The following is a 25,558-nucleotide window of genomic DNA, read 5'->3' as shown; positions in this document are numbered from 1 at the left end:
AAATGAATTGTAGCAGAGACGATGGTGAACTTCAAGCCTATATATTTCAGTTGAATAAAAAAAGCCAAAAGAACACCACAATAAAGAAAAATCCGCTAACGAGGGGTGCAGTTGTGCAAAAATATGTTCAAGGCGTGTATAGACACGATCCATTTCATCTGTTTTCGACAGAGCATGCAGTGACATTAGGCTTGATCGGCGTGCTTGCCATCCTATTGTTTCTGTTCCGCCGGTCAGTGAAGCAGCCTGCATTCAGTACATTTCTGCGCTATTTATTTGTGTTTCTTTTGCTTGCTTCACAAATTGGTTACCAAATATGGATGATCGCCACGGGCAGGTGGTCGGTGCGGACTTCTCTGCCTCTTCAGTTGAGTGACTTGTCTGTTTATTTATCAGCGATCATGCTGGTGACAAAGAGCAGGAAGCTGTTTGTGTTTTTGTATTTTGTCGGTATTGGAAGTTCGCTTCAGGCGCTTCTGACCCCAGATCTTGGTATGTTTTCATTTCCGCATGTGCGATATATTCTCTTTTTTATTTCGCATGGGTCCGTATTTCTATCCTGTCTGCTTATGGCGGTGATTGGCACGTACAGACTCAGACAGCGCTCTTTATGGGTGACTGTTTTGATTGTCAATCTGTACGGAGGGATCATTTATCTGGTTGACCGCTGGCTGAATGCGAATTATATGTATTTAACGAAAAAGCCGGGCGGCTCTTCACTTTTGGATGTTCTGGGGCCTTGGCCATGGTATATCGCCTCAGCTGAAGCGATTGCAATCGCGAGCTTTTTCATCCTTTATTGGCTTTATCGCATGTTCAAAAAATAATAGCCTTTTTGTTGTATAGCACATTCTATTAAAAAAAATATTGGAGAATGGTGTTTAATTTTCTGAAAAAGGGAATGTAACTTGTACAACACAAAGGGAGATGAATACCAGTGAAGAAAGATGAATTTATGCATATCGTATCATGCGCAGATGATAATTATGCTCGTCATTTAGGTGGGATGTTCGTTTCTTTACTGACAAACATGGACCAGAACAGAAAAGTAAAGCTATATGTGATTGATGGGGGAATTGAGCCTGATAACAAAAAAAGGCTGGAAGAAACGACATTGAAGTTCGGCGTGCCGATTGAGTTCTTAGAAGTGGATGCCAACCAGTATGAACATGCGGTGGAAAGCAGCCACATTACAAAAGCGGCGTATTACCGCATTTCGATTCCTGACTTAATTAAGGATGAGAGCATCAAACGTATGATATATGTCGACTGTGATGCACTTGTCCTTGAGGATATTTCGAAACTATGGGACTTGGACATCTCTCCATACACCGTTGCTGCTGTGGAAGATGCGGGGCAGCATGAACGTTTGAAAGAAATGAATATCACGGACACGGGAAAGTATTTTAACTCAGGTATTATGATTATTGATATGGAACCTTGGAGAAAGCAAAACATCACAGAAAAAGTTCTCAACTTTATCAATGAAAACGGTTCTGAAGATTTTCTTGTGTTACATGACCAAGATGCGCTGAACGCGATCTTATATGATAAGTGGTATGAGCTTCATCCGCGCTGGAACGCTCAAACATATATCATGTTAAAACTGAAAACACCACCGACACTGTTAGGACGGAAGCAATATAATGAAACGAGAGAAGACCCGGCAATCGTCCACTTCTGCGGCGGAGAAAAGCCTTGGAACTCCAATACAAAGCATCCGTACCGCGATGAGTATTTCCATTACATGTCCTATACGAAGTGGAATACGATTGGGAGCCCGGCCATCAACCAATAATCTATATATAGAAAAAACGCTTTTGAGATCATCAAAAGCGTTTTTTTTTGTTTGTCAGCGCGCCACTGACCGATGATAAAACCGTTCAATATGCATGGCGATGTAGCACAATTCTTTTTCAGGAAACTCAAAGCCATATTCCTTTTTTACAAATGTGCCGATGCTTTTGGCGCATAGGAAAGCATCCTTGAATCTTTCTTTAATGATGGCAATCATTTCTGAATCCAACTCGTAAATGGTTTCGCCTGCTTTGATATGCTGAATGGCAAAGCGCAAATGGGTCACGAGCCTTTCGTAAGAAATGGTATCCTCCACAATGTTGATCGACAGCTGGGTTTCAATAATGTTGATAATGTCACGGATCATCGTGGTAATATCAAGTGTCTGTGTCATGTCGCCGGCGTTGTTTCTGGCTGTGTGAATGTGCATGGCGATATTGCCGATTTCATCCTCAGGAATCTCAATGCCCAGCTTCTCTTTAATCAGCGCTCTAGCCCACATGCCGATTTGGAATTCCTTCGGATAAAGAACTTTGATCTCATTCAGCAGCGGATTTTTGATGACCATTCCGTTGCTCAGGCGTTCAATCGCAAATGAGAGGTGATCTGAAAACGCGACGTGAATCCGTTCATTGATTTTAATGTTCAGTTCTTGTTCAGCATGAGAAATAATTTGCTCGGAGATTTGAATATGGTCTTCCGGCAACGTTTCTAAAATCTCTTCGAATTGTTTATAGTCAGGTGTATCTTTTCTGACGAATGTTTTTTCTATTTTAGACGGATCGACAATATCATTTTTTCTTTTATCGAACGCAATACCTGCACCCAAGAGAATCTTCTCTTCATTTTGATCCTTTACGACGATTGCATTATGATTTAAGATTCTTTTAATTTTCATAGCTTTTTTCCTTTCATCCCCCGTTTTATGAATGAAATCGAATAAATCCAGTTATTCTGTCTCTTCTTTAAACCCGAGAAACAATGTAGCTATAAAAGCAGAGACGGCCGCGATCAAAAAACCGATCATATAATGAACAAAATTCGCAATGCCAAATGGCAGCACGATTGAAATCATCGGGATGCCGGTCAGTCCGTAGGAATTCGAGACGACGTGTGCCCCAACTACATACGCCCCGCCGAGAGCACCGCCAATAGCGGCTCCGATAAAGGGGCGGATCAGCTTCACATTTACCCCGAACACAATCGGCTCCACAATACCTAAAAACGCGGTAAGGGAAGCGGGGAGCGCGATTTTCTTCAGGCTGGACTGCTTCGTTTTGAAGAAAACCGCCAGTCCCGCTCCGCCTTGCGCCACATTCGCCATTGACCATATCGGCACCAAAAAGTTTACACCCACATGAGGGTCGGCAAGCAAAGTCGCTTCAATTGCATAAAAGCTATGATGCAAGCCTGATAGAACGATAGTGGAATAGATGCCCCCGAAAAGTGCTCCGGCAGCAATGCCTGCGTGGTGATAAATGTATTCAATCGATTGCGATATGACCTGGCCGATAATAACTGCGGCGGGGTTCATCACAATCAGCGCGAGACACCCCGTCACCATCACAGTGATAAAGGGAATGATCACGACATCAAGTGACTTGGGCACAATCGTTTTTAAAAGCTTCTCAATTTTGCTCATGATATAAACGGAGAGAAGAATCGGTATAATGGCGCCCTGATAGCCCATCAATGGAATATGCAGCCCCCATATGTCCAAGGAAGCGGGGGTCTTGCTGCCGAGCATGGATGGATCAAGCAAATCAGGATGAGTCAGAAGCCCTCCTATCAATGCCCCTAAAAATGGGTTGCTGCCAAATTGTCTGGCGGCACTAAAGCCAACCAAAATCGGCAGCAGAATAAATGCGGTGCTGGATACGAGATCCAGCATTTTGATCCACGGGCTGTCGGCAGAGAACCAGTGAAAGACCTGAATCATGCCGATCAGCCCCATGAGCAAACCGTTTGCTGTTATCGCCGGGATAATCGGCATGAAAATATCGGACAGCGTTTTAGCAAATGTTGTGACGGGGTTCAGTTTGCGGCTGGCATGTTTCTCTTGAACAGCCTCTTCAGAAGGAGATTCCTCCCACACACAAACGACTTCTTTATAAATTTTGTTGACGACACCCGCCCCAAAAATAATTTGGAACAGGCCATATCTGAAAAAGGTGCCCTGCACACCTTGCAGATTTTCAATAGCACGTATGTCGATTTTCGTTTCATCCTTTACTTCAAAACGAAGACGAGTTGTACAGTGGCTGATGCTGATAATGTTGTTTTTTCCTCCTGCGAGGAGCAATAATTCTTTCGCAATCTCTTTTTGCAAACAATAAAAACCTCCTCTGCTGAAGAAAAGTCGGCTTGTTCATCGTATCAAATGAAAAGTTGACAATCAAAATGAAAAAAGTGAGAAAAAATATAAAGCATGCAGAGCCATCAAAAAATGCCCTCGTCGGTGACGGGGCATTACGAAACATATAAAGCAGAAATGTCCATGGCGCCGTTACGAGCCCAACACGAAAAGAAGAGTTAAAATACCTTTCTTTTTCTAGGCACTAATACTCCCTTTGCATCGTTGGGTCTTGCCTGCTTGCCAGTCACAATCCCGCATTATGCAGTTGATATCTGTAGTAACGTTCATTTTATGCTGTTCACAGCAGGATAGCAATAGTATGAAAAGCCTGTGAAGCAAATGGGAAAAAGGTTGCGTACACAATGTAACAGATGAAAAAACCTTTAAGACGAGCGTTATGCCTTAAAGGTTTTTCAATTATTTCTTCGGCTTAACGGCGTTCAGCCGTTTTTGCAGCTTTGTTTTTTCATGGGACGCTTTTAATTGATTTACTGCGGACTGAGCGGCTGTTTTTGATTTTTTTGTCTTGTCTTTTTCCGCTTTTTTCACTTTGGCTTTGGCTGTTTCGACTTTTTTGGCTTCAGCTGCCGCTACTTTTTTCTTCACTTTATCTAACCGTTTTTGCAATGACGTTTTGTCTTTTCCGGATTGAAGTTCATTGACAGCCTTTTGGGCTTTCGCCGCATTTGCGTCAGTTGATTTCTTTTCCGCTGCGGCGACAGATTGCTTCGCCGTTTTTACATTGATGCTTTTCACTTTGTTGAGACGCTTCTGCAGGGACGTTTTTTCTGAGCTTGCCGAAAGCTTGCTGACTGCCGCTTGAGCGATTTCGATATCTGTTTTCTTTTTGCTTTTTTCCGCTTTGGCGACTTTGTCCTTCGCTTGCTTTGATGCGATATAGCGCTTGACCTGATCTAAGCGTTTTTGCAGGTTCTTTTTATCCGTACCGTTCGGCAGTTTGTTGATTGCGGCTTGTGCTGTATCAACGGTTTGCTTGGTTTTGTACTTTTCTGCCTTTGCCACTTTGTCCTTCGCGTCTTTTACATTTCTGTATGCCTGAACGTTATCCAGTCTTTTTTTCAAAGCTTTTTTTGCGTTGGAATCTGGCAGCTGGCTGACGAGCTTTCTCGCTTTGTCAATATCGGCTTGTGCTTTTGTCTGTTCAGCTTTTTTAACCGCTTGCTCAGCAGCCGCGTACGCTTTATCTGCCTGCTGGGCTTTATACTGGATCAGGCCATAGCCGAATTGCTGATCGCGCCCCGTCATTCCGAGATCAACGATGTTTTTCTCCATAAGGGCGCGAAGCTGCACGTTCGTGTGACCAGGATCTCGCTGTTTTAATAAAGCAAACATGGCAGCGGCGTGCGGTGTCGCTTGGGATGTGCCGCTTCCCGTCGCGTAATATTGATGTAAATACGTGCTCGTGATGTCTGTTCCCGGTGCTGAAAATTCAACTTCATTTCCTGTTGTCGAAAAGGCCGCGAGATGATTGTGTTGATCTGTCGCTGACACTGCAACGACACTGCTGTATGCCGCAGGGTAATTTACTGGCTTTCCGTTTCCGTCATTTCCGCTTGCGGCAACGAGCAGTACGCCTTTTTCATATGCTTTGTCCATGGCGTCATGAAGAATCTGGCTGTCTGAAGACGTACCAAGGCTCATATTGACGATATCCATCCCATTCGCTATCGACCAGTCGATCCCTTTGAGAAGGCCTTGAAGATCTCCCGAGCCGTTCTGATCAAGCGCTTTAACCGCATATATTTGTGCTTCCGGTGCGACGCCGTCAATTCCGTAGCCGTTATGCTTAGCGCCGATAATCCCGGCGACATGTGTTCCGTGACCGTTATCGTCTTTGTAAGAAGAGGTGTAACTGACAGCTGAGTACCCGCCGGAAATCGACAGGTCGTCGTGGGGGGAGATCCCGCTGTCGATGACAGCGATCTTGACGTTTTTCCCTGTCAGCCCTTCCTTCCAAGCTTGTTTGACCTGAATCGGTTCAAGGTTCCATTGTTCGAAGTTGTCAGAGTTGTCGGCGTCCTCTGACAGTATTTTGAGGTCTGTATTGTCCGCTGCGGTGAACGTGACATTGTTTTCGACATACAAAATATCAGGATCCTGTTTGAATTCTTTTACTGTCTTTTGATCTGCTTTGACCGCTACCGCCGGAAGATGCTTATACTGCTGCTCAACCTCAGCATCACTGTCTAGTACAGTTTCCTTGCCGTCTTTGTTTTTATAGACCACAATGATTTCATTCCCGCTGCTGTTTTCTGCATGTGCAAGTGGCCCTAGGGCGAGAAAACTGAAAAACAGAGTGGCTGATACAACAAGTTTGCAAAACGTGTTTTTCATAGTTCTTCTCCTTTTTCTATGATGTTTGATATATATATCGGAGGATAATGTGATTTTGATAGTAAGAAGGAAAAATTTTTTCATTGATAGGATGGCTCAGGAGAATTCAGATTTTTTCCGCAGGAAGAGGAAATTTTCCACATGAATTTGTAAGCGTTTTCAAAATAAGATAAAGAAAACATTGCAAAGGTTGTTCACAAAGCAATGAGAAAAGGGGGCTTTTCAGATGAGCGCGTTCACTCGGGTGATGGAAGAAAAAATCATGCCTGTCGCTGGGAAAATTGCCGGACAGCGGCATCTCAGCGCATTGCGTGACGGAATTGTTTTGACCATGCCGCTGATTATTATCGGTTCTGTCTTTTTGATTTTAACCAGCCTGCCGATTCCCGGTTATGCTGATTTTATGGCGAGTGTGTTTGGGGAACAGTGGGCGGATAAGCTCGGCTATCCTGTCAATGCTTCATTCGATATTATGGCAATGATTGCGGCTTTCGGGATCGCCTATCGGCTGGCGGAAAGCTACGGTGTTGATGCGCTGTCGGCCGGAGCGATTTCAATTGCAGCTTTCTTATTGGCAACGCCGTTTGAGGTGCCTTTTACGCCGGATGGCTCAACAGAATCAATCATGGTCGGAGGCGGAATTCCCATTACATTGCTCGGCAGCAAGGGACTATTTGTCGCCATGATCATCGCCTTGTTTTCGACTGAAGTCTATCGGTACATCATTCAAAAAAATATTGTGTTTAACATGCCTGACGGCGTGCCGCCGGCAGTAAGCAAATCATTTGTCGCGCTGATTCCCGGCTTTATCATCGTATTTCTTATATGGCTGGCGCGTCTTTTGGTTGAAATGACGCCTTTTGAAAGCCTGCACAATGTTGTCGGAGACCTGCTCGGCACACCGCTTTCCATCCTTGGCGGCAGCCTCGGCGGGAGTCTGATCGCTGAATTCGTGCAAATGCTGCTTTGGTCGTGCGGCATTCACGGCGCTTCGATCATCGGCGGTATTATGGCGCCGATTTGGTATGGCGCCATGGATGCAAACCGTCTCGCGTTTCAAGCGGGCGAGGCGCTACCGAGCATTTTTACGACTCAGTTTTTTCAAATTTGGATTAATGTCGGCGGAAGCGGGGCAACGCTGGCACTTGTACTCACTATGCTTGTGCGGTCCCGGAGCAAACAGATGAAACAGCTCGGCCGCTTAGGCATCGGGCCCGCGCTCTTTAACATCAACGAGCCGATCATTTTCGGCATGCCGATTGTGATGAACCCGCTCCTTATCGTTCCGTTCATTATAGCCCCGCTCCTCACCATTACCGCCACTTATATTGGCATGAGCACCGGACTGGTGGCAAGGCCCGCCGGGATTGCCGTGCCATGGACCATGCCGCCGATCATTTCAGGGTACCTGGCGACAGGCGGAAAAGTATCGGGCGCCGTCATGCAGCTGGTGAACCTGCTCATTACATGTGCTATCTACTATCCGTTTTTCAGAATTTGGGATTATCAAAAATGGAAGGAAGAGAGTGTGGTTGAATCCGGGGATAAAAATATGTCTTGATGTAATGTTATAGATCATCAGCTGCTAAAGGGCTGATGATCTTCTTTTAACTATAGGTGAATGTTAGAATATGTAAAGGAGGTGCGCATGCTAGAATACATATGGTTAGATGACGAATCACCAATCTTAAAACAACTACCAGTTGAATATACATCAGCTGCTATTTTATTTTCTCCTTTTATTCAAATGCCTGAAGGGTGGGAAAAAGCTAAGAGAAAAAATGAATATGAGCATATTTATCCAAATGATCAAGAAGTAAGGGAAAAAGGAAAAGCAGTTACATGGAAAGAAATCATGTCTTCATGCGGATTCCAAACACATGCAGAGCTGGGGCTGGCTTTGAAGACATCGATATTTGCTTTAAGGGATGAGTACGCGAGAGAGGATTTAGCTGAACGTTTACATGCGAACTTAAAAGGAGATCTCTTTTATCCTAGTGAGGACCATATTTCAAATTTTCATATTCCCGGTTTGGTAAAAGTGCTTCGTTACAACGGGTCCAATGGGTTTTATTACTCAGAACCAATTGTGGAAAACAGCGGCTTTCTGGACACAACTGAGGCTAACTTGCGGATGGTTCTTGATGAAGCCGCCGCAGAGCTCATGTTGACTGATGAGAAAATGGATTTTGTATTTATGAGTGTATACGACTCATTCATTAATGTTTTTCTTGCGAAAGATGAAAACATTCATGACATGGTTCAGGGTATGGGCTGGGAAGCCATGTTTTGCGATGAGTCAACGTATATCAGTTGGTATAGATAAACAAAGAACGTACATGACAAAATGTACGTTCTTTGATTTTTACCGCTGAAAGAACTCAATCCACTCGCCGTCAGGGCCTTCGATATAAAAATAACGATACCCGTTTGGAAGTGTTGTGATCTCTTCGTCGATAAATTTCGCATTCATTCTTTCCGCTTTTGTATATTCGGCCGCGATGTCATCAGTCAGCAGGGCAATGTGATGCACTTTACCTTCGGCGGGAAGCTCGCTGCTGTAGCCTTGAATCAGTTCGATTTCTGTTTCCGGACCATCTTCAAAGCCAAGAAAAGCAAGCTCGATAATACCGTTCGTATGAGTGATGCGGTCTTTCAATTTCATGCCGAGAACCTCTTCATAAAATGTAATAGACGCGTTAATATCTCTTACCATAATGCCTGTATGGTCAATTCGTTTTGCCATGCTGTTCCTCCTAGAAACTCTTTTTGTCTATCGTAGAAAAACCTTTCCTTTCTGTCAATGCAGACATCTTGGCGTTTTGTGGTACGATAAGAAAAAGCAAACAGAAAGAGGACGAACATATATGAAGCTACTCACCCTAAAGAAAGCACACGCTGCAAAAATCAAAAAAGGCTATCCGCTCATCGAAAAGGAAGCTCTCACCGGCAGTGCGGGGCACGTCAAAGAAGGCGACCTCGTTGATGTCGTATCTGAAAGCGGCGAGTTTCTCGCAAGGGGCTATTACGGCCTGCAAAACAAAGGGGTCGGCTGGACGCTCACACGCAATAAAAATGAACATATCGACCAAACATTTTTCCTCAGCAAATTAACAAAAGCGGTACAAGCGCGTGCAAGTCTTTTCGCGGCGCCTGATACAACGGCTTTCCGACTCTTCAACGGGGAGGGCGACGGCATCGGCGGTGTCACTGTTGATTATTATGACGGGTACCTGCTCCTCCAATGGTACAGCAAAGGCATTTACACCTTTAAAGAAACGTTAATTGCCGCTCTGGATGAACTGGATATTGAATATAAAGCGATTTACGAAAAGAAACGCTTCGATACGGCTGGACAATATGTCGAGGATGATGACTTCGTGAAGGGAGAAAGAGGCGAGTTCCCGATCATCATTCAAGAAAACGGGATACAATACGCGGTTGATTTAAACGAAGGCGCCATGACAGGCATCTTTTTAGATCAAAGACATGTGCGCAAAGCGATCAGAGACCGCTATGCCAGTGGAAAAAACGTCTTAAACACGTTTTCTTATACAGGGGCGTTCTCAGTGGCGGCAGCGCTTGGCGGAGCGGAGAAAACAACAAGCGTGGACGTGGCAAATCGAAGCCTGGCCAAAACGATCGAGCAATTCAGCGTGAACAAGCTGGATTACGAGGCGCACGATATTAAAGTGATGGATGTTTTCAAATACTTCTCATATGCGGCGAAAAAGGATCTGCGCTTTGATCTGATTGTTCTCGACCCGCCATCCTTTGCCCGCACAAAAAAACGCACCTTCAGCGCGGCCAAGGATTATAAAAATCTGCTGAAGGAAACGATCGCCATTACAGCCGACAAGGGCATCATTGTCGCCTCTACAAACAGCAGCGCCTTCGGAATGAAGAAATTCAAAGGCTTTATCGATACCGCGTTCAAAGAAACAAATGAAAGCTATACGATTATAGAGGAATTTACATTGCCGGAGGACTTCAAAACGATATCGGCATATCCAGAAGGCAATTACTTAAAAGTTGTCTTTCTGCAGAAAAAATAAAAAGAGAGCTGCCCGGTTCAGGGGCAGCTTTTTATGTAGAAATGATCTGCTGGACGCGTCCGATACGGCCATCTTCAAGACGGACTTTAATGCCGTGCGGATGATAGCTAGATTTCGTTAAAATATCCTTCACTGTGCCTCGCGTCAGTTTTCCTGTTTTTTGATCCGCTTTCAAGACAATATCGACCTGCAATCCTTTAGAAATGCTGCTCCGTTCTTGCCCGTTCATAGCACACTTCCTTCCTTTTTATTCATTATAGTCGTTATGCTTTAAAAGTAACAGCCGTCTGATGAAGCGAATGTTTATTTTTTTCTGCTTTTATTAAATATAATGTCAGCCCTGCGCCTGCTATGCTAAGAATGGCAAAGAGCAGATAGACTGCGAAAATGGAAACGTAGTCAAAAATGTATCCGCCAACAAACGTACAGAACCAGTTGCCGAATCCGTTGCCGATGGCGGCGTACATGGTTAGCGCTGTCGCCTCCACGTGGCTTGGGGTAATTTTTTTGACGTATTGCAGCGCCGCCGGAATAAATAAACCAATGGAAACGCCTTGGAGACATACCGTCGCATAAATAATCCATAACGAAGGCTCTGTGAAGTAAAGCGTCCACCTGAATAATGAAACGCCGCCTGACAGCATAATGACAGTGAGCAATCCCATTTTATCTATGAATTTCTGCGCAAACCTCATAAACGGAATCTCTGAGATCACTCCGATAAAAAATAAAAGGCCAATGGCGGAAAGAGACGCGCCGCTTTTGTCGAGAAACAGACTGAAGTATGTATTGTTCGCTAAATTTGGTGCAAATGACGTAAAGGTGATGATCATAAAGATGAGGAAAGGTTTGTTGCTGATCAGCTCCCGGAACCCTTTGCGGATATTGATCTTTGTTTTGGCTTTCTGCTGCCCAGGCATTTGTGAGGCCAATATGGCTGCCATGCACAGAAAGGCACAGCCAAAAATAAAGATGACGTGAATGGGGTACAGCTGATTCGTCACCTGTCCCATGACAAACACCGCAATGCCGAAGCCGAGAGAACCAAACAGGCGGATTCCGCCGTAGTTTCCGTTTGTTTGTTGTGTGTAGCGTAAAGAAATGCTGTCTGACAATGGAATGATAGTGCTCTGAAAGGCTGCAAAACAGGCCGCAACCAGAATAAACAGCGGAAAGCTTTCAAATAAGACATAGCCGAGCCCAATTACACCCGTTACTGATGTGCAAACCGCAAGCAGGCTTTTTGTTTTTTTCGTATAATCGCTCAGCATACCCCAAAACGGCTGGAAAAAGATCATCACAATCGGGCCGAGTGACATAATCAAGCCGACTTGTGAGCCACCTAAATGCTGTTCCTTTGTTAAATACATGCTGAGCAGGGGAATGATACTGCCTGTGCCCAGGAAAGCAAACAAATAAAATCCTTTTAACGCTGCGTAGTGCCGTTTCACCTGCAAGTTGTGCATGGGGGTGCCTCCTTTGGTATCCACAAATTACATTATATTGTAATTTCTCAGCTTTTCAATGGAAGGAGACATAAAAAAACTGCCCTTGCCAGGACAGTTTTTTCTTCCTACATAAATGAAATTAAAAACGGCGCCGCGCAAAGCGTCATAATCGCTGCGAGGATCATTGACACGCTGGAAATCGTGCCGGACACAGAGCTGAGCTCAAATGCTTTAGATGTGCCCGCTCCATGTGCGCTTGTGCCGAGCAGCACGCCCCGCGCTATTTCGTTATCAATGCGGAAATAGCGGATGACCATCGGGCCGATGACGGTGCCGAACAAAGCGGTCAAAATGACAAATACCGCTGTGACCGCAGGCATTCCGCCGATCATTTCAGATACGTTCATGGCGATCGGCGTTGTCACTGATCTTGGAACGAGGCTGTCAATCAAACCAGTTCCGAGATGAAGCCATTTCGCAATAAGAGCTGTAGAAATAATCGCGATGCATGAGCCGAAGGCGACGTTCAAAATAATTTCCACTGCGTATTTCTTTAAAACAGGGAAATATTTATAAAGCGGGATCGCAAATGCCACGGTAGCCGGCTGAAGCATATCGGTCAGCACTTCTCCGCCGAGATTATATGTCTCGTACGGGACATTCACCAGCAGCAGCAGACCGACTAACACAGCGGGCGTCACCAATAGCGGCGACGTATAGACTCGCGGAAAACGCGAATATACTTTTTTTGCTCCTAAATACACCAAAACCGTTAATAACAAACTTACAATTCCGATGAGCACGTATGTTTTTTCTCCTTTCTTTTTGCAATAAGTTGTGTAAGCGTTCCTGTGGACACCATCACGACAAACGTGCTGATGATGACAACAAGCAAAATGCTGACACCGAATTTTGACATAATGTCTCCGTATTCAATCACTCCGACGGCAGACGGGATAAAAAATAAAAGCAGCTCCCCAAGAAGCCACGCCGCGCCAAGCTCTATCCATTCAAGCTTGATGATGTTAAATTGTAATAATGTGAAAAGAATCACAATCCCAATTATACTGCCGGGAATATTTATATGAAGAAGGGCTGTCACCCAATTGATCAGCCGAGCGAATATAAATAACAGAGCGATTTGAATAACGGTAAGCAACAGTTTTTTCATTTTGATGCCTCCCTTATATTCATATTGTACATGAGGTTACGCTATAGGTAAAATATATATTAAGCATAATAAGTATTCCTTTTGTCTATAGAAAGGGTGAAACAAATGGACATCCGCCATTTAACATATTTTTTGGAGGTCGCCCGTCTGAAAAGTTTTACGAAGGCGTCTCAATCACTTTATGTTTCTCAGCCGACGATATCGAAAATGATCAAAAATTTAGAAGCGGAGCTTGGGATCGAGCTTTTTTACCGAAACGGCAGACAGGTGGAACTGACGGACGCCGGCCATAGCATGTATGTGCAGGCGCAGGAAATTATTAAATCATTTCAAAACCTGACATCCGAGTTAAATGATATTATGGAGGTCAAGAAAGGGCATGTGCGAATCGGGCTGCCGCCGATGATCGGATCAGGATTTTTCCCGCGAGTGCTCGGCGATTTTCGGGAAAATTATCCGAATGTGACCTTTCAGCTCGTTGAGGACGGCTCTATCAAAGTCCAAGAAGGCGTTGGAGACGGTTCCCTCGACATTGGCGTTGTTGTTCTTCCCGCAAACGAAGACATTTTTCATTCATTTACGATCGTAAAAGAAACATTAATGCTTGTCGTACACCCTTCCCACCGGCTGGCGGGTGAGAAAGAGAGCCGATTACAGGATTTGAAGGAAGAGCCTTTTATTTTCTTCAGGGAGGATTTTGTTCTCCACAATCGAATTATGATGGAATGTATCAAGGCCGGATTCAGACCTCATATCATTTACGAAACCTCACAATGGGATTTTATCAGTGAGATGGTGTCAGCCAACCTGGGGATCGGACTTTTGCCGGAACGCATATGTCGCGGTCTTGACCCGGAAAAGGTCAAAGTCATTCCGCTTGTCGATCCGGTCATTCCTTGGCATCTTGCGATTATATGGAGAAAGGACCGCTATTTGTCCTTTGCGGCAAGAGCCTGGCTTGAACATACGAAATCGTATTTATGGGATTCGAAAAAAAGAGAGAGTAAAGGATGATGCTAACATGGATGCACAATCAGCAGCAAAACGACTAACAGCCGTCCGGAAGCATAGCCCTCTGGTGCACAGCATAACAAACAATGTGGTGACGAATTTTACAGCGAACGGTCTGCTCGCCCTCGGTGCATCACCCGTAATGGCTTATGCGAAAGAAGAGGTCGCCGACATGGCGAAAATCGCGGGCGCGCTCGTTTTAAATATTGGAACGCTAAGCAAGGAAACTGTCGAAGCTATGATCATTGCGGGTAAATCAGCGAATGAACATGGCGTACCCGTCATTCTTGATCCCGTGGGGGCTGGTGCCACACCGTTCCGCACTGAATCGGCACGTGAGATTATTCGTGAGGTGCGCCTCTCTGCAATCAGAGGAAATGCCGCTGAAATTGCACATACCGTGGGTGTTGCGGATTGGATGATCAAAGGAGTCGATGCCGGTGAAGGCGGAGGCGACACTGTCCGTCTGGCTCAACAGGCGGCGCAAAAACTGAACACGGTCATTGCGATTACTGGGGAAGTCGACGTAATTGCCGACGCATCTAACGTATACACTCTTCAAAACGGCCACAAGCTGCTGACGAAGGTGACAGGCGCCGGATGTCTTCTGACTTCAGTAGTCGGTGCGTTTTGTGCAGTGGAAAAAAATCCGTTATTCGCTGCCATCGCTGCGATTTCCTCATATGGTGTTGCGGCTCAGCTTGCCGCGCAGCAGACAGCTGACAAAGGTCCGGGGAGCTTTCAGATTGAATTGCTGAACAAGCTGTCTTCTGTCTCTGAACAAGATGTATCAGAGTTAGCGACAATAGAAAGGGTGACAGTCTCATGACACGTATTTCTCGGGAAATGATGAAAGAGCTATTATCTGTTTACTTTATTATGGGTTCAAACAATACAAAAGCCGATCCTCTGGCGGTTGTGCAAAACGCATTAAAAGGCGGTGCCACTCTGTACCAGTTTCGCGAAAAGGGCGAAGGCGCACTGACAGGGGAGGAACGGATTGACTTCGCCGCAAAGGTTCAGGCGGCATGCCGTGAAGCCGGAGTCCCTTTCATTGTCAATGATGATGTGGAGCTGGCACTGAAGCTGAAGGCAGACGGTGTGCACATCGGCCAAGAGGATGCGAAAGCAAAAGAGGTACGCGACGCCATTGGCGATATGATCCTTGGCGTGTCCGCCCATACGATGTCTGAGGTGAAGCAAGCCGAGGAAGATGGAGCAGATTATGTTGGTCTCGGGCCGATCTACCCGACGGAAACGAAAAAGGATACAAGAGCTGTGCAGGGTGTGTCTCTCATTGAAGCGGTGAGACGTCAAGGCATCAGCATCCCGATTGTCGGCATCGGCGGTATCACAATAGAAAATGCCGGCCCTGTAATCGAAGCGGGGGCTGACGGTGTCAGCATGATCAGCGCTATCAGTCTGACGGAAGATCCGGTAGAAGCTGCACGCAAATTTTACGATGTTATTCACACATATAAGACCGGCCGATAACCCGATTTTGCTTTCAAAAGGCTGTCCTGTAAAGGGCAGCCTTTTTGCTGTTCTGCCAAGGTTTTCAGACCTTCAAATTTTCATTGACAAAGAGCGGGAACTGGCTATGATTATGATATATAATGATAATCATTTTCAATTATAGGAGGAACATGATGGCTCGGGGGCTGGCACTTATATTACTCAGCTTGTTGATATTTTTCGGTTCAGCGGCGCATGCGGAAAATGATCCAATTGCTTCCCTGCTTGAATTAAACAAGCAAATGATCAAATCAGTACAAGATGGAGATATAGATTCCGCACAGCAAACATTTAAGACCTTCAAATCGGCGTGGAAAAAGGAAGAACCATCTATTAAGAAGGAAAATCTTTCTTCCCACAGCAAAATGGACTCGAATATCGCTATGATTTCTCTTTCTTTCATGAATCAAGACGCGAACAAACTCGAAACACAGCTAGAAGAGCTTTCTTCTCACTTAGAAACCTACCAGCAGGCTGTTGTGCTGAAAAAGGCATCCTCGGGTCAATCAAGGACGTCCTTAACAGCCTATATTCAAAGCTTAAAAGAAACAAAACAATTGATAGAAAAAGACCAGCTGGATGAGGCGTCAGCCGCTATCGACAACTTAATCACATCTTGGCTGGCCGTAGAAGGAGATGTCGTATCCCAATCCAAAGAAGCCTATACCATATCGGAGGAAAATCTGGCACTCATGAAGGCTGAAATCGACAGCCATCCCGATCAGGTAATAAAGCTTATTGACGAAATGATTCAATTGCTTGAGCCGATTGCTTCGAGCAGCTACAGCTGGTGGGACGCGTCATTGATTCCAATTCGAGAAGGAATGGAGGCGCTGCTTGTCATCGGGGCGCTTTTGACCATGACAAAAAAAGCCCGTGTCATTCGTTCTTCTGTTTGGATTTGGGGCGGCGCGTCAGCCGGCATGTTTGTTTCTTTAGCAGCCGGAATCGGCGTCACCCTCCTGTTCTCCTCGAATGTATTTGGAGAAAACAATTTCTTGCTAGGCGGAATCACCGGCGTGCTGTCCGCTGTCATGCTTTTGTATGTCGGGGTGTGGCTGCATAGAAATGCCTCGATGGACAAGTGGAGAGAAAAAATCAATATCCAGAAATCACAGGCGCTGAAAAAACGAAGCCTGCTTTCCTTTGCGCTCATTGCATTTCTGGCAGTCGTGAGGGAGGGGCTCGAAACAGTCATCTTTTTCATCGGCCTTGTTGGAAAACTCTCTCTCCCTGAGCTGATCGGCGGGACAGCCGCGGGCCTTGTCGTTCTCGTCATTGTCGGTATTCTTATGATAAAGCTCGGAATGCGTATTCCATTGAAGCCGTTTTTTCTGCTGTCAATGGCGGTTGTCCTGTATATGTGCGTGAAATTTCTCGGAACAGGCGTTCACAGCCTGCAGCTCGCGGGAATTCTTCCGTCTGACGCAGAAAGCTGGCTGCCGTCTGTATCCGTTCTCGGAATCTACCCGTCCGTGTACAGTACGATTCCGCAATTGCTAATTTTACTATTTTTACTGATTGCGCTTGTCTCAGAAGCGGCAAAACATTTTACAAACGGAAAGGAACTGACAAAATGAATATCACAAAGATTGCTGTAACAGCCGGATGCATCCTTGCACTGTGTGCAGGATGCGGAGCCAATGACACTTCGTCAACTAAAGAAAAAGCTTCATCTGAAAAAAGCGGAGTAAGCAAAGAGATTACGGCTTCCGTCGATAAAATGGGGAACATGATTTCCGAGCTGAATAAATCAGCAGAAAAAGCCGATCAAAAAGAGATTCAAAAGAAGGGGAAAGAATTAAACAGCTACTGGCTTTCTTTTGAAAATGATATTCGCAGCGACTATCCGTTCGAATACACAGAAATCGAAAAGCACCTTCAGCCTATCTATACAGAGGCGCAAAAAGCCAAACCGGATACAGACAAAATTAAGACAGAATCCGAGTCACTGAAAGCGTCCTTAGAAGATCTGACAGAAGCGAAGAAGAGCAGCAAAAAGGCAAGCGATCAGCTGGCAAAAGCGGCAGATGAATATAAAGAATACGTCAAAGAGCAGAGCGATCAGCTTGTGAAGGCAACTGAAGCATTTACAGCTGCCGTGAAGGGCGGCGATATTGAAAAATCAAAGGCGTTATATGCGAAAGCGCGCGTCTATTACGAGAGAATTGAACCGATTGCGGAAAGCCTCGGAGATCTTGACCCGAAAATTGATGCCCGTGAAAACGATGTAGAAGAAGGGGACAAGTGGACAGGGTTCCACAAGCTTGAGAAAGCCATTTGGAAGGATAAAAATATTTCCGGGGAAAAGGCGACGGCTGACCAGCTTGTCAAGGATGTAAAAGAGCTTGACGGTTCGATTGAATCATTGACATTAACGCCAGAACAAATTGTCGCGGGTGCGATGGAGCTTCTGAACGAAGCAGGTATTTCTAAAATGACGGGTGAAGAGGAGCGCTACTCACGAATCGATTTAGTCGATCTTATGGCAAATGTTGAAGGCTCTGAGGCCGTGTATCAAACTGTGAAAAGCGCGCTCGTAAAAGATCACTCTGACCTGACGGAAAAGCTGGATACCGAATTCAGTGAATTTGAAGTTTTAATGGCAAAATACAAAACAAATGATCAGGCCTATACGTCTTATGATAAATTAAGTGAAGATCAAATCAGAGAGCTGAGCACAAAGCTCACGACTCTTTCTGAAACCATGTCGAAGATTGCGAATGTGCTATAAAAGGAGTTTTGTAACAGCATGAGCGATGAACAAAAAAAGCCAGAACAAATACACAGACGGGACATTTTAAAATGGGGAGCGATGGCTGGGGCGGCCGTGGCGATTGGCGCCAGCGGCCTCGGCGGTCTCGCTCCGCTTGTTCAGACCGCGGCTAAGTCATCGAAGAAGGACGAAAAAGAGGATGACCAGATTGTTCCATTTTACGGAAAGCATCAGGCCGGAATCACCACTGCCCATCAGACGTATGTGTATTTTGCCGCGCTTGATGTGACGGCGAAGGAGAAAAGCGATATCATCACGTTATTCAGAAACTGGACCAGCCTGACACACATGCTGACGTCAGGCAAAAAAATGTCGAGCAAACAGAAAAATCAATACCTGCCGCCGCAGGATACGGGTGAATCGGCTGATTTACCGCCTTCCAACTTAACGGTTACATTTGGCTTCGGGCCTGACTTTTTCGAAAAAGATGGGAAGGATCGCTTCGGACTGAAAAGCAAGAAACCGAAACACCTTGCTGCCCTTCCGGCTATGCCGAATGACAATCTCGATGCGAAGCAGGGAGGCGGAGACATCTGCATCCAAGTATGCGCGGATGATGAACAGGTGGCGTTTCACGCGCTGCGAAACCTGCTGAATCAAGCGGTGGGCACCTGTGAAGTCCGCTTGATAAACAAAGGCTTTTTAAGCGGAGGCAAAAATGGAGAAACGCCGCGCAATCTATTTGGGTTTAAAGATGGAACAGGAAACCAAAGCACCAAGGATGACACCTTGATGAACTCGATCGTATGGATTCAGTCCGGTGAGCCTGACTGGATGACCGGCGGAACTTATATGGCTTTTCGGAAAATCAAAATGTTCCTTGAAATTTGGGACCGCTCTTCCCTGAAGGATCAAGAGGATACTTTCGGCCGCAGAAAAAGCTCGGGGGCACCTTTTGGCCAAAAAAAAGAAACAGACCCTGTCAAGCTGAATCAAATCCCGTCAAATTCGCACGTCAGCCTTGCGAAATCTACGGGGAAACAGATTTTGCGAAGAGCCTTTTCTTACACAGAAGGCATTGACTCGAAAACCGGCTATATGGATGCAGGTCTCCTGTTTATCAGCTTTCAAAAAAATCCCGACAATCAGTTCATCCCCATGCTGAAGGCACTTTCGGCAAAGGATGCGTTAAATGAATATACCCAAACGATTGGTTCTGCTTTATATGCAATCCCCGGCGGGTGCAAAAAAGGAGAATATATTGCTCAGCGGTTGCTTGAATCGTAAAAAGAAGCCATGCAGGCTTCTTTTTTAAAAAAACAGTTGTAACTTTTATTGTTACAGTTTAAAATCAACCTATACGAAAGGAGACAATCATGACAGTACAGATAAAAGTTTATTCAGATTACGTCTGCCCATTTTGTTTCATTGGAAAAGCCGCTTTTGAAGAGGCGATAAAAGGAAAGGATGTTGAAGTCGAGTGGATGCCGTTTGAATTGCGTCCAAGTCCTTCACCGCAGCTTGATCCTGTAAACGATCCTTCCAAGAAATATATGTGGCAAACCTCGATCAGTCCGATGGCGGAGAAATTGGGAGTCGACATCAAATTTCCAAACGTCTCGCCTCACCCATATACAGACTTGGCTTTTGAAGGCTTTCACTTTGCCAAAGAGTACAAAAAAGGACATGCATACAATACCCGTGTATTTGCAGCATTTTTCCAAGAGGGCCAAAACATCGGAGAAATTGAAATCTTGACGAAGCTGGCCGAGGAAGTCGGCTTAGACGGAGTATTGTTCAAAGCTGCACTGGAAGCAAGAACATATCAGGACGTGCAGCGGCAAGCTCTGAAGCACGCCTATGAAGAAGCTGACATTACAGCCGTACCAACCTTTGTCATCGGTGACACTGTGATTCCAGGAGCAGCCGGCAAGGAAGTGTTTGAAAACGCGATTTCTCAGGAACAACAGAAAATGTAACCTAAGAAAGCTCTCTAAACAAAAATTTGTTTAGAGAGCCTTTTTTAATCCTGATCCATATGAATCCCGGTATGTGCCTTCACCTGTATTTCCGCAAATGTATCTTTATTAATAGTTTTATCAGAAGACAGAAGCGTTCCAAGCCACGCACCGAGGAAACCTAGCGGAATCGAAATGATGCCCGGATTAGAAAGCGGGATGAGCGGCTCGCCTACAAAAATAGCACCTCCGGCCGGGTCCCACACACTCGGGCTCATCGACACGAGGACAAGAGCACTGATCAGCCCAGTCAGGCTGCCCCACAATGCGCCTGAGGCATTAAATCTTTTCCAAAACACAGTAAATACTATCAGCGGTAGGTTTGCACTGGCGGCAACGGCAAATGCCAATGCGACAAGAAATGCGACATTTAAGGATTGCGCAAAAATCGCAAGAATGATAGACAGCACTGACACGGCGACAGATGCCCATCTGGCCGCTTTCATCTGTTCTTTCTCAGTTGCTTCTCCTTTTCTGATAATCTGGCTGTAGATATCATGGGCAAACGCTGAAGCGGCAGAAAGCACCAAGCCTGTCACCACTGCCAAAATCGTGGCAAAGGCGATGGCTGATACAAACGCGAACAGGAAATCTCCTCCGAGTGCTTTTGCCAGAAGCGGCGCCGCCATGTTTCCCGCTGGATCAGCCGCTGTAATTGCGTCAAAACCGACAAACGCGGCCGCGCCAAATCCGAGAAATACCGTCATAATGTAAAACACGCCGATGATCCACGTTGCTGAAACGACCGATGCCCGGGCAGTTTTGGCATCCTTAACTGTATAAAAGCGAATTAAGATGTGCGGAAGGCCGGCGGTCCCCAGCACAAGTGCCAAATTCAACGACAGGGTTTCAAGCGGGACCTTGTATTTGTTGCCTGGATTTAAAAAATCAGCGCCAAGCGGAGTAGCCGTTTTCATGTGCTCAAACATTGTATTGAGGTTAAAACCGAATTTAGAAAAAACAATGATTGAGATGACGAGGGTGCCGGCCATCAGCAAAACGGCTTTAATAATCTGAACCCAGCTCGTCGCGATCATTCCGCCGAACACAACATAAATGGTCATGAGCACTCCGACAATCAGAACGGCCGCGGTATAATCGAGCCCAAGCAGCAGTTTAATCAGCGCCCCTGCTCCCACGAGCTGAGCGATCATATAAAAGGTAGAGATGGCGATGGTATTGAGAGCGGCGACACCGCGGATCTTTTTTTCTTTAAAACGCGCCGCAATCATGTCAGCCATCGTATACTTTCCGAGATTCCGAAGCGGCTCCGCCACGATATAGAGGACAACGAGATAAGCGACAAGAAAACCGATGCTGTAAAAAAATCCATCGAAGCCATATAATGCAATCATTCCGGCAATGCCGAGGAACGACGCGGCAGACATGTAGTCGCCGGCAATTGCCAGTCCATTCTGAACACCGGTGAGCCCGCCGCCGGCCGTATAAAACTCACTCGTCGTTTTCGTCTGTTTCGCGGCAAAATACGTAATCACAAGCGTTAGTCCGACAATCGCTAAAAATAACAGAAACGCTGTCAGGTTCATGTCTGTTCACCCTTCAGCTCTTCTTTTAAAGCGTTTACAAATTGGTCGTAACGAGCTGCCTTTCGGGAATACACCGTACTGAGTGTCCAGGTCATAGCGAATTGAGCGATGGCAAACAGCCAAGCCCATGAAACAGCACCGACTGCCGGAGTATTCAAAAAGGTGAAATAAGACGTTAAAACAGGGAGTGAAAAATAAAAGACAAAAAAGAAAATCGCAGTTGGAACAATAAAGGCCTGTTTCTGCTTCAAAAAGGCTTGAAAAGACGGAGATTCAGCAATCTTTTGGTAATCAGCTTGCGATCTGTACATGGCTTTCCTCCTTATTATCCTGCTGAAAAATAAGCATAAAGGTACACCAATAGGTATGTACAGAAAGTCTAATTTATTCTTCGGGATCATAAAGGGGATGAAAAAAGCAGGAAACGTGAAGATAAGACGCGGGGGTATAAAACGGGCGAAGGTTTTCCAGCTGTTTGCTTTCAAAACCTCACCAAATAGCTTATGCAAAGCCGCCCTTTTTTCTAAAGTCCGGTTTTATGCTCGCATCACCTCTTTATGACAATGCATGTGCCAAGAGGTGACCGCATCACCAGCTGCCTGTCATATTTTAGGCTGAAACACCGTTTGTCCTCAAAATCCCACAGTATATAAGCTATCGAATAGAGGAAATGGTGAAAACTCAGATCAGATGATAGAAAAGCCAGAGGTAAAAGATCCGCCTGTCCGGATTAGTCTTGGCGGACGGTCTTTTTGTGATTGGTTTTTCTCATCGCTGTTTCAGATTCTAAAAACTGCCTCACATCATGAATGCCCAATCCAATGGATCTAGCTTCTTGAATCAACATATGCCAATCTTTGTCCAAATCTTTTTTAACTTGAGTTTTCATAGTAACCTCCAATTGTATAAAATGTTTTCCTGCAACATCCAGGCAATAAAAGGCAAGCCGGTGTGATGATGAGGCGAGTACAACAAATTTCACACATAGTTGCTCGGTGTTCACAAACTGAAGGAAAAATCACCTACCTATTCCCTAAAAAAATGACTAATATAACCAATGGGCCTTATTTATAATAATAAACAATTAAATACTGACTGGATAGTATGTAAATGAAAATAAATCGTATTGCCTATTAAATATGACCCCTTCACAACCGAATAGCATACCTTTGGAAAGAAATAAATACCGCAAAAGATTGATCCGGTGTAAGATAAGGGTAATCATACGGCTGGAGAAAAATATGAAAAAAAACAAATTTCAAATTAAAAGAGAGCAAACATTTGAAAGGTTTATAGAGGCTGGCCAGAATTTATTGATTGACCGAGCATATGACCCTGTGTCTGTGGAAGAAATCAGCAGAGCTGCCGGGTACAGTAAAGGCGCATTTTATGTTCATTTTGCCAACATGGAAGACTTCCTGCAGCATATCTTCGAAAATCATCAAATGAAAAAACAGATTATCATCGGCTACCTGGATGAAATCGAGCGGACATCTGTGAAACCGCTGACTCTTCAAGACGCTGCAAAACATGCCGCCGAGCTGCTGTATTCTTACTACAAAAATAAACCATCGTGGGACATCACCTCGTTTGCAATGAATATGCCGACCTTTAAAGTTGTCCAAAAATGCAAGGCTTATGTGGGGCTGTACGAATTGTGGGTCGAAGAAAATACGTCATATATTAATTGGCTGAAGGAGAGAAAGCTGGTTGACGACAGTATTGATCCGGAATATACGGCTAAAATAATATGTGCGGTGCTTGACGGAATCATCAAACAATCGCGTGTATTGGGTCATCCGGCCACATTCCGCAGCTTTTTTGACGCGCTTTCCGTTTTTGTTTCTTTTAACCGCGAATACGCAAAGCGAAGAAATTTGAAAAGTTTTTCAGAAAGCGAGGAACATCAGTGAAGTATAGAGAATTGATTATGTATATCATTATGGGGGTTTTCACGACAATCGTGAATATCGCCAGCTTTTATATATTGGTAGAGATCATGAATGTGGATTATAAAGCTGCAACAGTAGCTGCTTGGATTTTGTCTGTGCTGTTTGCTTACATAACAAATAAAATATATGTGTTTCAGCAGAAAACAGATGATCTGCAAAGCCTGCTGAAAGAGCTCACTGCCTTTTTCAGCGTCCGGGTGCTGTCCCTCGGCATAGACCTTGGCATGATGATCCTCCTTGTGGGACAGTTCCATACCAATGAAACGCTGGCCAAAATACTCGATAATGCGGTGATTGTTGTCGTCAACTATGTCGCAAGCAAATGGCTCGTCTTTAAAAAGGCAAAAGAAGAAGGGGTATGACAGGGACGGCAGCAAATGATCTTCCGTTTTCGTTACAGAAAGACCGGGAAACAAAAAATAAAAACCATGAAAGGTGATGCACATGCGGGAAGAATTGAAGGGGATATTTGCAAGTGTATTCGGAGAAAAAGAGGGATTGCGTTTTTTTTTCGCACCGGGAAGAGTGAATCTGATTGGAGAACATACGGATTATAACGGCGGGCACGTGTTTCCGTGCGCGCTGACAATGGGTACATATGCTGCTGTTGCAGAAAGAAATGACGGGCTGGTCAGGATGTATTCGGACAACTTTCAGGAAGCCGGCATAAAGGAATGCAGTCTTGACGGCATCCGTTATCAAAAAGAAGACGACTGGGCCAATTATCCGAAAGGCGTCATATATGAATTTCAACAAAGGGGCTATTCGATTCCGAATGGCTTTGACATCGTGTTTTCAGGGAATATTCCAAACGGGGCAGGGCTCTCGTCTTCCGCTTCCATTGAGCTGCTGATGGCGGTCGTGCTCCAAAGCTATTTTCATCCTCAACTCGATGCGCTGGAGCTTGTCAAAATGGCACAGCATGCGGAAAACACATTTATCGGGGTCAATTGCGGAATTATGGATCAATTCGCAATCGGAATGGGGAAAGAACATCATGCGATGCTTCTGAACTGCGATACGCTGGACTATGAATATAGCAAACTCGATGTCTCCGGGCTTGCGCTGGTTATTGCGAACACAAACAAAAAAAGGACATTGGCGGACTCAAGCTATAATGCGAGACGCCAAGAGTGCAGCGACGCACTGCTGGATCTGCAAAAGGAGCTCGACATTACATCACTTGGCGACATCAAGCCTTCTGATTTCGACACATGCGCTGACCTGATCCGAAATGAAACGAATAGACGCCGCGCAAAGCATGCCGTATATGAAAACCACCGCGCCATCAAGACAGCCGACATGTTTAAAGAAAACAACATTCGCGAAATCGGGCGGTTAATGAAGGAATCCCACCTTTCATTAAAGGATGATTATGAGGTGACATGTCCGGAACTTGATGAGCTCGTATTTGCGGCGTGGGAGCAAGAAGGAGTGATCGGCTCAAGAATGACGGGAGCGGGATTCGGCGGCTGCACGATCAGTATTGTAAAGGATGAGTTTGTTGATGACTTTATCCAAAAGGTTGGAGACAGGTATCAAGAAAAAACAGGCCTCAAAGCTGATTTTTATGTCGCTGATATTGGTGAAGGAGCGAGAGAACTAAAGGGGGAGTGA

At 45.3% G+C, this 25,558-nt stretch carries 26 protein-coding genes; 15 read left to right on the top strand and 11 right to left on the bottom strand.

The window, feature by feature from the left end; genetic code table 11:
- Positions 1 to 113 precede the first annotated feature (113 nt).
- Positions 114 to 827 carry a YwaF family protein gene (locus tag V6D42_RS13455; protein ID WP_333513542.1) on the top strand — a complete coding sequence of 238 codons (714 nt, stop codon included), beginning with the start codon at positions 114 to 116 and terminating at the stop codon, positions 825 to 827.
- Between the two features lie 110 nt (positions 828 to 937).
- Positions 938 to 1,798, top strand: a complete 861-nt coding sequence (locus V6D42_RS13450; protein ID WP_010332380.1) for a glycosyltransferase family 8 protein — start codon at positions 938 to 940, stop codon at positions 1,796 to 1,798.
- 54 nt (positions 1,799 to 1,852) lie between these two features.
- Here the strand turns inward: V6D42_RS13450 and V6D42_RS13445 are convergent, their stop codons facing one another.
- From V6D42_RS13445 to V6D42_RS13435, 3 genes are all read right to left on the bottom strand, one after another.
- A complete protein-coding gene (locus tag V6D42_RS13445; RefSeq protein ID WP_010332379.1) occupies positions 1,853 to 2,695 on the bottom strand; it encodes a PRD domain-containing protein in 843 nt (280 codons plus the stop codon).
- Between the two features lie 51 nt (positions 2,696 to 2,746).
- A complete protein-coding gene (locus tag V6D42_RS13440; protein WP_229148508.1) occupies positions 2,747 to 4,126 on the bottom strand; it encodes a sucrose-specific PTS transporter subunit IIBC in 1,380 nt (459 codons plus the stop codon).
- Positions 4,127 to 4,570: 444 nt separating this feature from the next.
- Entirely contained in the window at positions 4,571 to 6,508 is a 1,938-nt protein-coding gene (locus tag V6D42_RS13435) for a S8 family peptidase (protein WP_333513541.1), read from the bottom strand.
- Positions 6,509 to 6,734: 226 nt separating this feature from the next.
- Between V6D42_RS13435 and celB the strand changes: the two genes are divergently transcribed.
- Together celB and V6D42_RS13425 are read left to right on the top strand one after the other, a co-directional pair.
- Positions 6,735 to 8,069 (top strand): PTS cellobiose transporter subunit IIC, encoded by a 1,335-nt coding sequence (gene celB / locus V6D42_RS13430; RefSeq protein WP_333513540.1) that lies wholly within the window; start codon positions 6,735 to 6,737, stop codon positions 8,067 to 8,069.
- Positions 8,070 to 8,156: 87 nt separating this feature from the next.
- Positions 8,157 to 8,834, top strand: a complete 678-nt coding sequence (locus tag V6D42_RS13425; RefSeq protein ID WP_333513539.1) for a DUF2711 family protein — start codon at positions 8,157 to 8,159, stop codon at positions 8,832 to 8,834.
- Between the two features lie 39 nt (positions 8,835 to 8,873).
- On the opposite strand, the gene glxA is transcribed toward V6D42_RS13425, so the two are convergent.
- Complete coding sequence (glxA, locus tag V6D42_RS13420) at positions 8,874 to 9,254, bottom strand: glyoxalase GlxA (RefSeq protein WP_087993211.1); 381 nt, start codon at positions 9,252 to 9,254, stop codon at positions 8,874 to 8,876.
- 121 nt (positions 9,255 to 9,375) lie between these two features.
- Here glxA and V6D42_RS13415 point away from each other — a divergent pair, with 121 nt between their 5' ends.
- Complete coding sequence (locus V6D42_RS13415) at positions 9,376 to 10,563, top strand: class I SAM-dependent rRNA methyltransferase (RefSeq protein ID WP_333513538.1); 1,188 nt, start codon at positions 9,376 to 9,378, stop codon at positions 10,561 to 10,563.
- 31 nt (positions 10,564 to 10,594) lie between these two features.
- Here the strand turns inward: V6D42_RS13415 and V6D42_RS13410 are convergent, their stop codons facing one another.
- From V6D42_RS13410 to V6D42_RS13395, 4 genes are all read right to left on the bottom strand, one after another.
- On the bottom strand, positions 10,595 to 10,792 hold the full coding sequence (locus V6D42_RS13410; RefSeq protein ID WP_010332373.1) for a YwbE family protein: 198 nt from the start codon (positions 10,790 to 10,792) through the stop codon (positions 10,595 to 10,597).
- Positions 10,793 to 10,826: 34 nt separating this feature from the next.
- The gene (locus V6D42_RS13405; protein WP_333513537.1) at positions 10,827 to 12,029 is read right to left on the bottom strand and encodes an MFS transporter; all 1,203 of its coding nucleotides are present in this window, start codon (positions 12,027 to 12,029) and stop codon (positions 10,827 to 10,829) included.
- Positions 12,030 to 12,136: 107 nt separating this feature from the next.
- Complete coding sequence (locus tag V6D42_RS13400) at positions 12,137 to 12,814, bottom strand: CidB/LrgB family autolysis modulator (RefSeq protein ID WP_333513536.1); 678 nt, start codon at positions 12,812 to 12,814, stop codon at positions 12,137 to 12,139.
- The gene (locus V6D42_RS13395) at positions 12,796 to 13,182 is read right to left on the bottom strand and encodes a CidA/LrgA family holin-like protein (protein ID WP_333513535.1); all 387 of its coding nucleotides are present in this window, start codon (positions 13,180 to 13,182) and stop codon (positions 12,796 to 12,798) included. The genes V6D42_RS13400 and V6D42_RS13395 overlap by 19 nt, the downstream gene beginning before the upstream one ends.
- Positions 13,183 to 13,287: 105 nt before the next feature.
- Here V6D42_RS13395 and cidR point away from each other — a divergent pair, with 105 nt between their 5' ends.
- The 7 genes from cidR (at position 13,288) to V6D42_RS13360 (ending at position 20,403) form a co-directional block, all read left to right on the top strand.
- The gene (gene cidR / locus V6D42_RS13390; RefSeq protein ID WP_095712727.1) at positions 13,288 to 14,196 is read left to right on the top strand and encodes a cidABC operon transcriptional activator CidR; all 909 of its coding nucleotides are present in this window, start codon (positions 13,288 to 13,290) and stop codon (positions 14,194 to 14,196) included.
- A 7-nt stretch (positions 14,197 to 14,203) separates the two neighbouring features.
- Complete coding sequence (gene thiM, locus V6D42_RS13385; RefSeq protein ID WP_333513534.1) at positions 14,204 to 15,022, top strand: hydroxyethylthiazole kinase; 819 nt, start codon at positions 14,204 to 14,206, stop codon at positions 15,020 to 15,022.
- Positions 15,019 to 15,687: a thiamine phosphate synthase gene (gene thiE, locus V6D42_RS13380; RefSeq protein WP_333513533.1), complete on the top strand. Its 669-nt coding sequence runs from the start codon at positions 15,019 to 15,021 to the stop codon at positions 15,685 to 15,687. Before thiM ends, thiE begins: the two co-directional genes overlap by 4 nt.
- A gap of 155 nt (positions 15,688 to 15,842) precedes the next feature.
- Positions 15,843 to 17,288, top strand: a complete 1,446-nt coding sequence (locus V6D42_RS13375) for an FTR1 family protein (protein WP_333513532.1) — start codon at positions 15,843 to 15,845, stop codon at positions 17,286 to 17,288.
- A complete protein-coding gene (efeO, locus tag V6D42_RS13370; protein ID WP_333513531.1) occupies positions 17,285 to 18,442 on the top strand; it encodes an iron uptake system protein EfeO in 1,158 nt (385 codons plus the stop codon). Before V6D42_RS13375 ends, efeO begins: the two co-directional genes overlap by 4 nt.
- An 18-nt stretch (positions 18,443 to 18,460) precedes the next feature.
- Positions 18,461 to 19,711, top strand: coding sequence for an iron uptake transporter deferrochelatase/peroxidase subunit (gene efeB / locus V6D42_RS13365; RefSeq protein ID WP_333513530.1), 1,251 nt, complete (start codon positions 18,461 to 18,463; stop codon positions 19,709 to 19,711).
- A gap of 89 nt (positions 19,712 to 19,800) precedes the next feature.
- Positions 19,801 to 20,403, top strand: coding sequence for a DsbA family oxidoreductase (locus V6D42_RS13360; RefSeq protein WP_333513529.1), 603 nt, complete (start codon positions 19,801 to 19,803; stop codon positions 20,401 to 20,403).
- A gap of 44 nt (positions 20,404 to 20,447) precedes the next feature.
- On the opposite strand, the gene V6D42_RS13355 is transcribed toward V6D42_RS13360, so the two are convergent.
- From V6D42_RS13355 to slrA, 3 genes are all read right to left on the bottom strand, one after another.
- The gene (locus tag V6D42_RS13355) at positions 20,448 to 21,989 is read right to left on the bottom strand and encodes a solute symporter family protein (protein WP_333513528.1); all 1,542 of its coding nucleotides are present in this window, start codon (positions 21,987 to 21,989) and stop codon (positions 20,448 to 20,450) included.
- Positions 21,986 to 22,300 carry a DUF485 domain-containing protein gene (locus tag V6D42_RS13350; protein ID WP_229148538.1) on the bottom strand — a complete coding sequence of 105 codons (315 nt, stop codon included), beginning with the start codon at positions 22,298 to 22,300 and terminating at the stop codon, positions 21,986 to 21,988. The genes V6D42_RS13355 and V6D42_RS13350 overlap by 4 nt, the downstream gene beginning before the upstream one ends.
- Positions 22,301 to 22,719: 419 nt before the next feature.
- The gene (gene slrA / locus V6D42_RS13345) at positions 22,720 to 22,878 is read right to left on the bottom strand and encodes a transcriptional regulator SlrA (RefSeq protein WP_044159932.1); all 159 of its coding nucleotides are present in this window, start codon (positions 22,876 to 22,878) and stop codon (positions 22,720 to 22,722) included.
- A gap of 352 nt (positions 22,879 to 23,230) precedes the next feature.
- On the opposite strand from slrA, the gene V6D42_RS13340 reads away from it, so the two are divergent.
- The 3 genes from V6D42_RS13340 (at position 23,231) to V6D42_RS13330 (ending at position 25,558) form a co-directional block, all read left to right on the top strand.
- Positions 23,231 to 23,902 carry a TetR/AcrR family transcriptional regulator gene (locus V6D42_RS13340; RefSeq protein WP_333513527.1) on the top strand — a complete coding sequence of 224 codons (672 nt, stop codon included), beginning with the start codon at positions 23,231 to 23,233 and terminating at the stop codon, positions 23,900 to 23,902.
- Positions 23,903 to 23,919: 17 nt separating this feature from the next.
- Entirely contained in the window at positions 23,920 to 24,303 is a 384-nt protein-coding gene (locus V6D42_RS13335) for a GtrA family protein (RefSeq protein WP_333513730.1), read from the top strand.
- 82 nt (positions 24,304 to 24,385) lie between these two features.
- Complete coding sequence (locus V6D42_RS13330; RefSeq protein WP_333513526.1) at positions 24,386 to 25,558, top strand: galactokinase; 1,173 nt, start codon at positions 24,386 to 24,388, stop codon at positions 25,556 to 25,558.

The organism is Bacillus sp. 0909A (assembly GCF_036765115.1).
GTDB classification, from domain to species: Bacteria; Bacillota; Bacilli; order Bacillales; family Bacillaceae; genus Bacillus; species Bacillus mojavensis.
The sequence above is the reverse complement of the archived record's forward strand: the minus strand, read 5'-3'. Positions and strand labels throughout refer to the sequence as shown.

What these genes read in the sequence shown, in the direction of transcription:
- V6D42_RS13445 (WP_010332379.1), bottom strand. Translation starts at nt 2,695, where the DNA reads ATGAAAATTAAAAGAATCTTAAATCATAATGCAATCGTCGTAAAGGAT.
- V6D42_RS13435 (WP_333513541.1), bottom strand. Translation starts at nt 6,508, where the DNA reads ATGAAAAACACGTTTTGCAAACTTGTTGTATCAGCCACTCTGTTTTTC.
- celB (WP_333513540.1), top strand. Translation starts at nt 6,735, where the DNA reads ATGAGCGCGTTCACTCGGGTGATGGAAGAAAAAATCATGCCTGTCGCT.
- V6D42_RS13425 (WP_333513539.1), top strand. Translation starts at nt 8,157, where the DNA reads ATGCTAGAATACATATGGTTAGATGACGAATCACCAATCTTAAAACAA.
- glxA (WP_087993211.1), bottom strand. Translation starts at nt 9,254, where the DNA reads ATGGCAAAACGAATTGACCATACAGGCATTATGGTAAGAGATATTAAC.
- V6D42_RS13415 (WP_333513538.1), top strand. Translation starts at nt 9,376, where the DNA reads ATGAAGCTACTCACCCTAAAGAAAGCACACGCTGCAAAAATCAAAAAA.
- V6D42_RS13410 (WP_010332373.1), bottom strand. Translation starts at nt 10,792, where the DNA reads ATGAACGGGCAAGAACGGAGCAGCATTTCTAAAGGATTGCAGGTCGAT.
- V6D42_RS13405 (WP_333513537.1), bottom strand. Translation starts at nt 12,029, where the DNA reads ATGCACAACTTGCAGGTGAAACGGCACTACGCAGCGTTAAAAGGATTT.
- V6D42_RS13395 (WP_333513535.1), bottom strand. Translation starts at nt 13,182, where the DNA reads ATGAAAAAACTGTTGCTTACCGTTATTCAAATCGCTCTGTTATTTATA.
- cidR (WP_095712727.1), top strand. Translation starts at nt 13,288, where the DNA reads ATGGACATCCGCCATTTAACATATTTTTTGGAGGTCGCCCGTCTGAAA.
- thiM (WP_333513534.1), top strand. Translation starts at nt 14,204, where the DNA reads ATGGATGCACAATCAGCAGCAAAACGACTAACAGCCGTCCGGAAGCAT.
- thiE (WP_333513533.1), top strand. Translation starts at nt 15,019, where the DNA reads ATGACACGTATTTCTCGGGAAATGATGAAAGAGCTATTATCTGTTTAC.
- V6D42_RS13375 (WP_333513532.1), top strand. Translation starts at nt 15,843, where the DNA reads ATGGCTCGGGGGCTGGCACTTATATTACTCAGCTTGTTGATATTTTTC.
- efeO (WP_333513531.1), top strand. Translation starts at nt 17,285, where the DNA reads ATGAATATCACAAAGATTGCTGTAACAGCCGGATGCATCCTTGCACTG.
- efeB (WP_333513530.1), top strand. Translation starts at nt 18,461, where the DNA reads ATGAGCGATGAACAAAAAAAGCCAGAACAAATACACAGACGGGACATT.
- V6D42_RS13360 (WP_333513529.1), top strand. Translation starts at nt 19,801, where the DNA reads ATGACAGTACAGATAAAAGTTTATTCAGATTACGTCTGCCCATTTTGT.
- V6D42_RS13355 (WP_333513528.1), bottom strand. Translation starts at nt 21,989, where the DNA reads ATGAACCTGACAGCGTTTCTGTTATTTTTAGCGATTGTCGGACTAACG.
- V6D42_RS13350 (WP_229148538.1), bottom strand. Translation starts at nt 22,300, where the DNA reads ATGTACAGATCGCAAGCTGATTACCAAAAGATTGCTGAATCTCCGTCT.
- slrA (WP_044159932.1), bottom strand. Translation starts at nt 22,878, where the DNA reads ATGAAAACTCAAGTTAAAAAAGATTTGGACAAAGATTGGCATATGTTG.
- V6D42_RS13340 (WP_333513527.1), top strand. Translation starts at nt 23,231, where the DNA reads ATGAAAAAAAACAAATTTCAAATTAAAAGAGAGCAAACATTTGAAAGG.
- V6D42_RS13335 (WP_333513730.1), top strand. Translation starts at nt 23,920, where the DNA reads ATGTATATCATTATGGGGGTTTTCACGACAATCGTGAATATCGCCAGC.
- V6D42_RS13330 (WP_333513526.1), top strand. Translation starts at nt 24,386, where the DNA reads ATGCGGGAAGAATTGAAGGGGATATTTGCAAGTGTATTCGGAGAAAAA.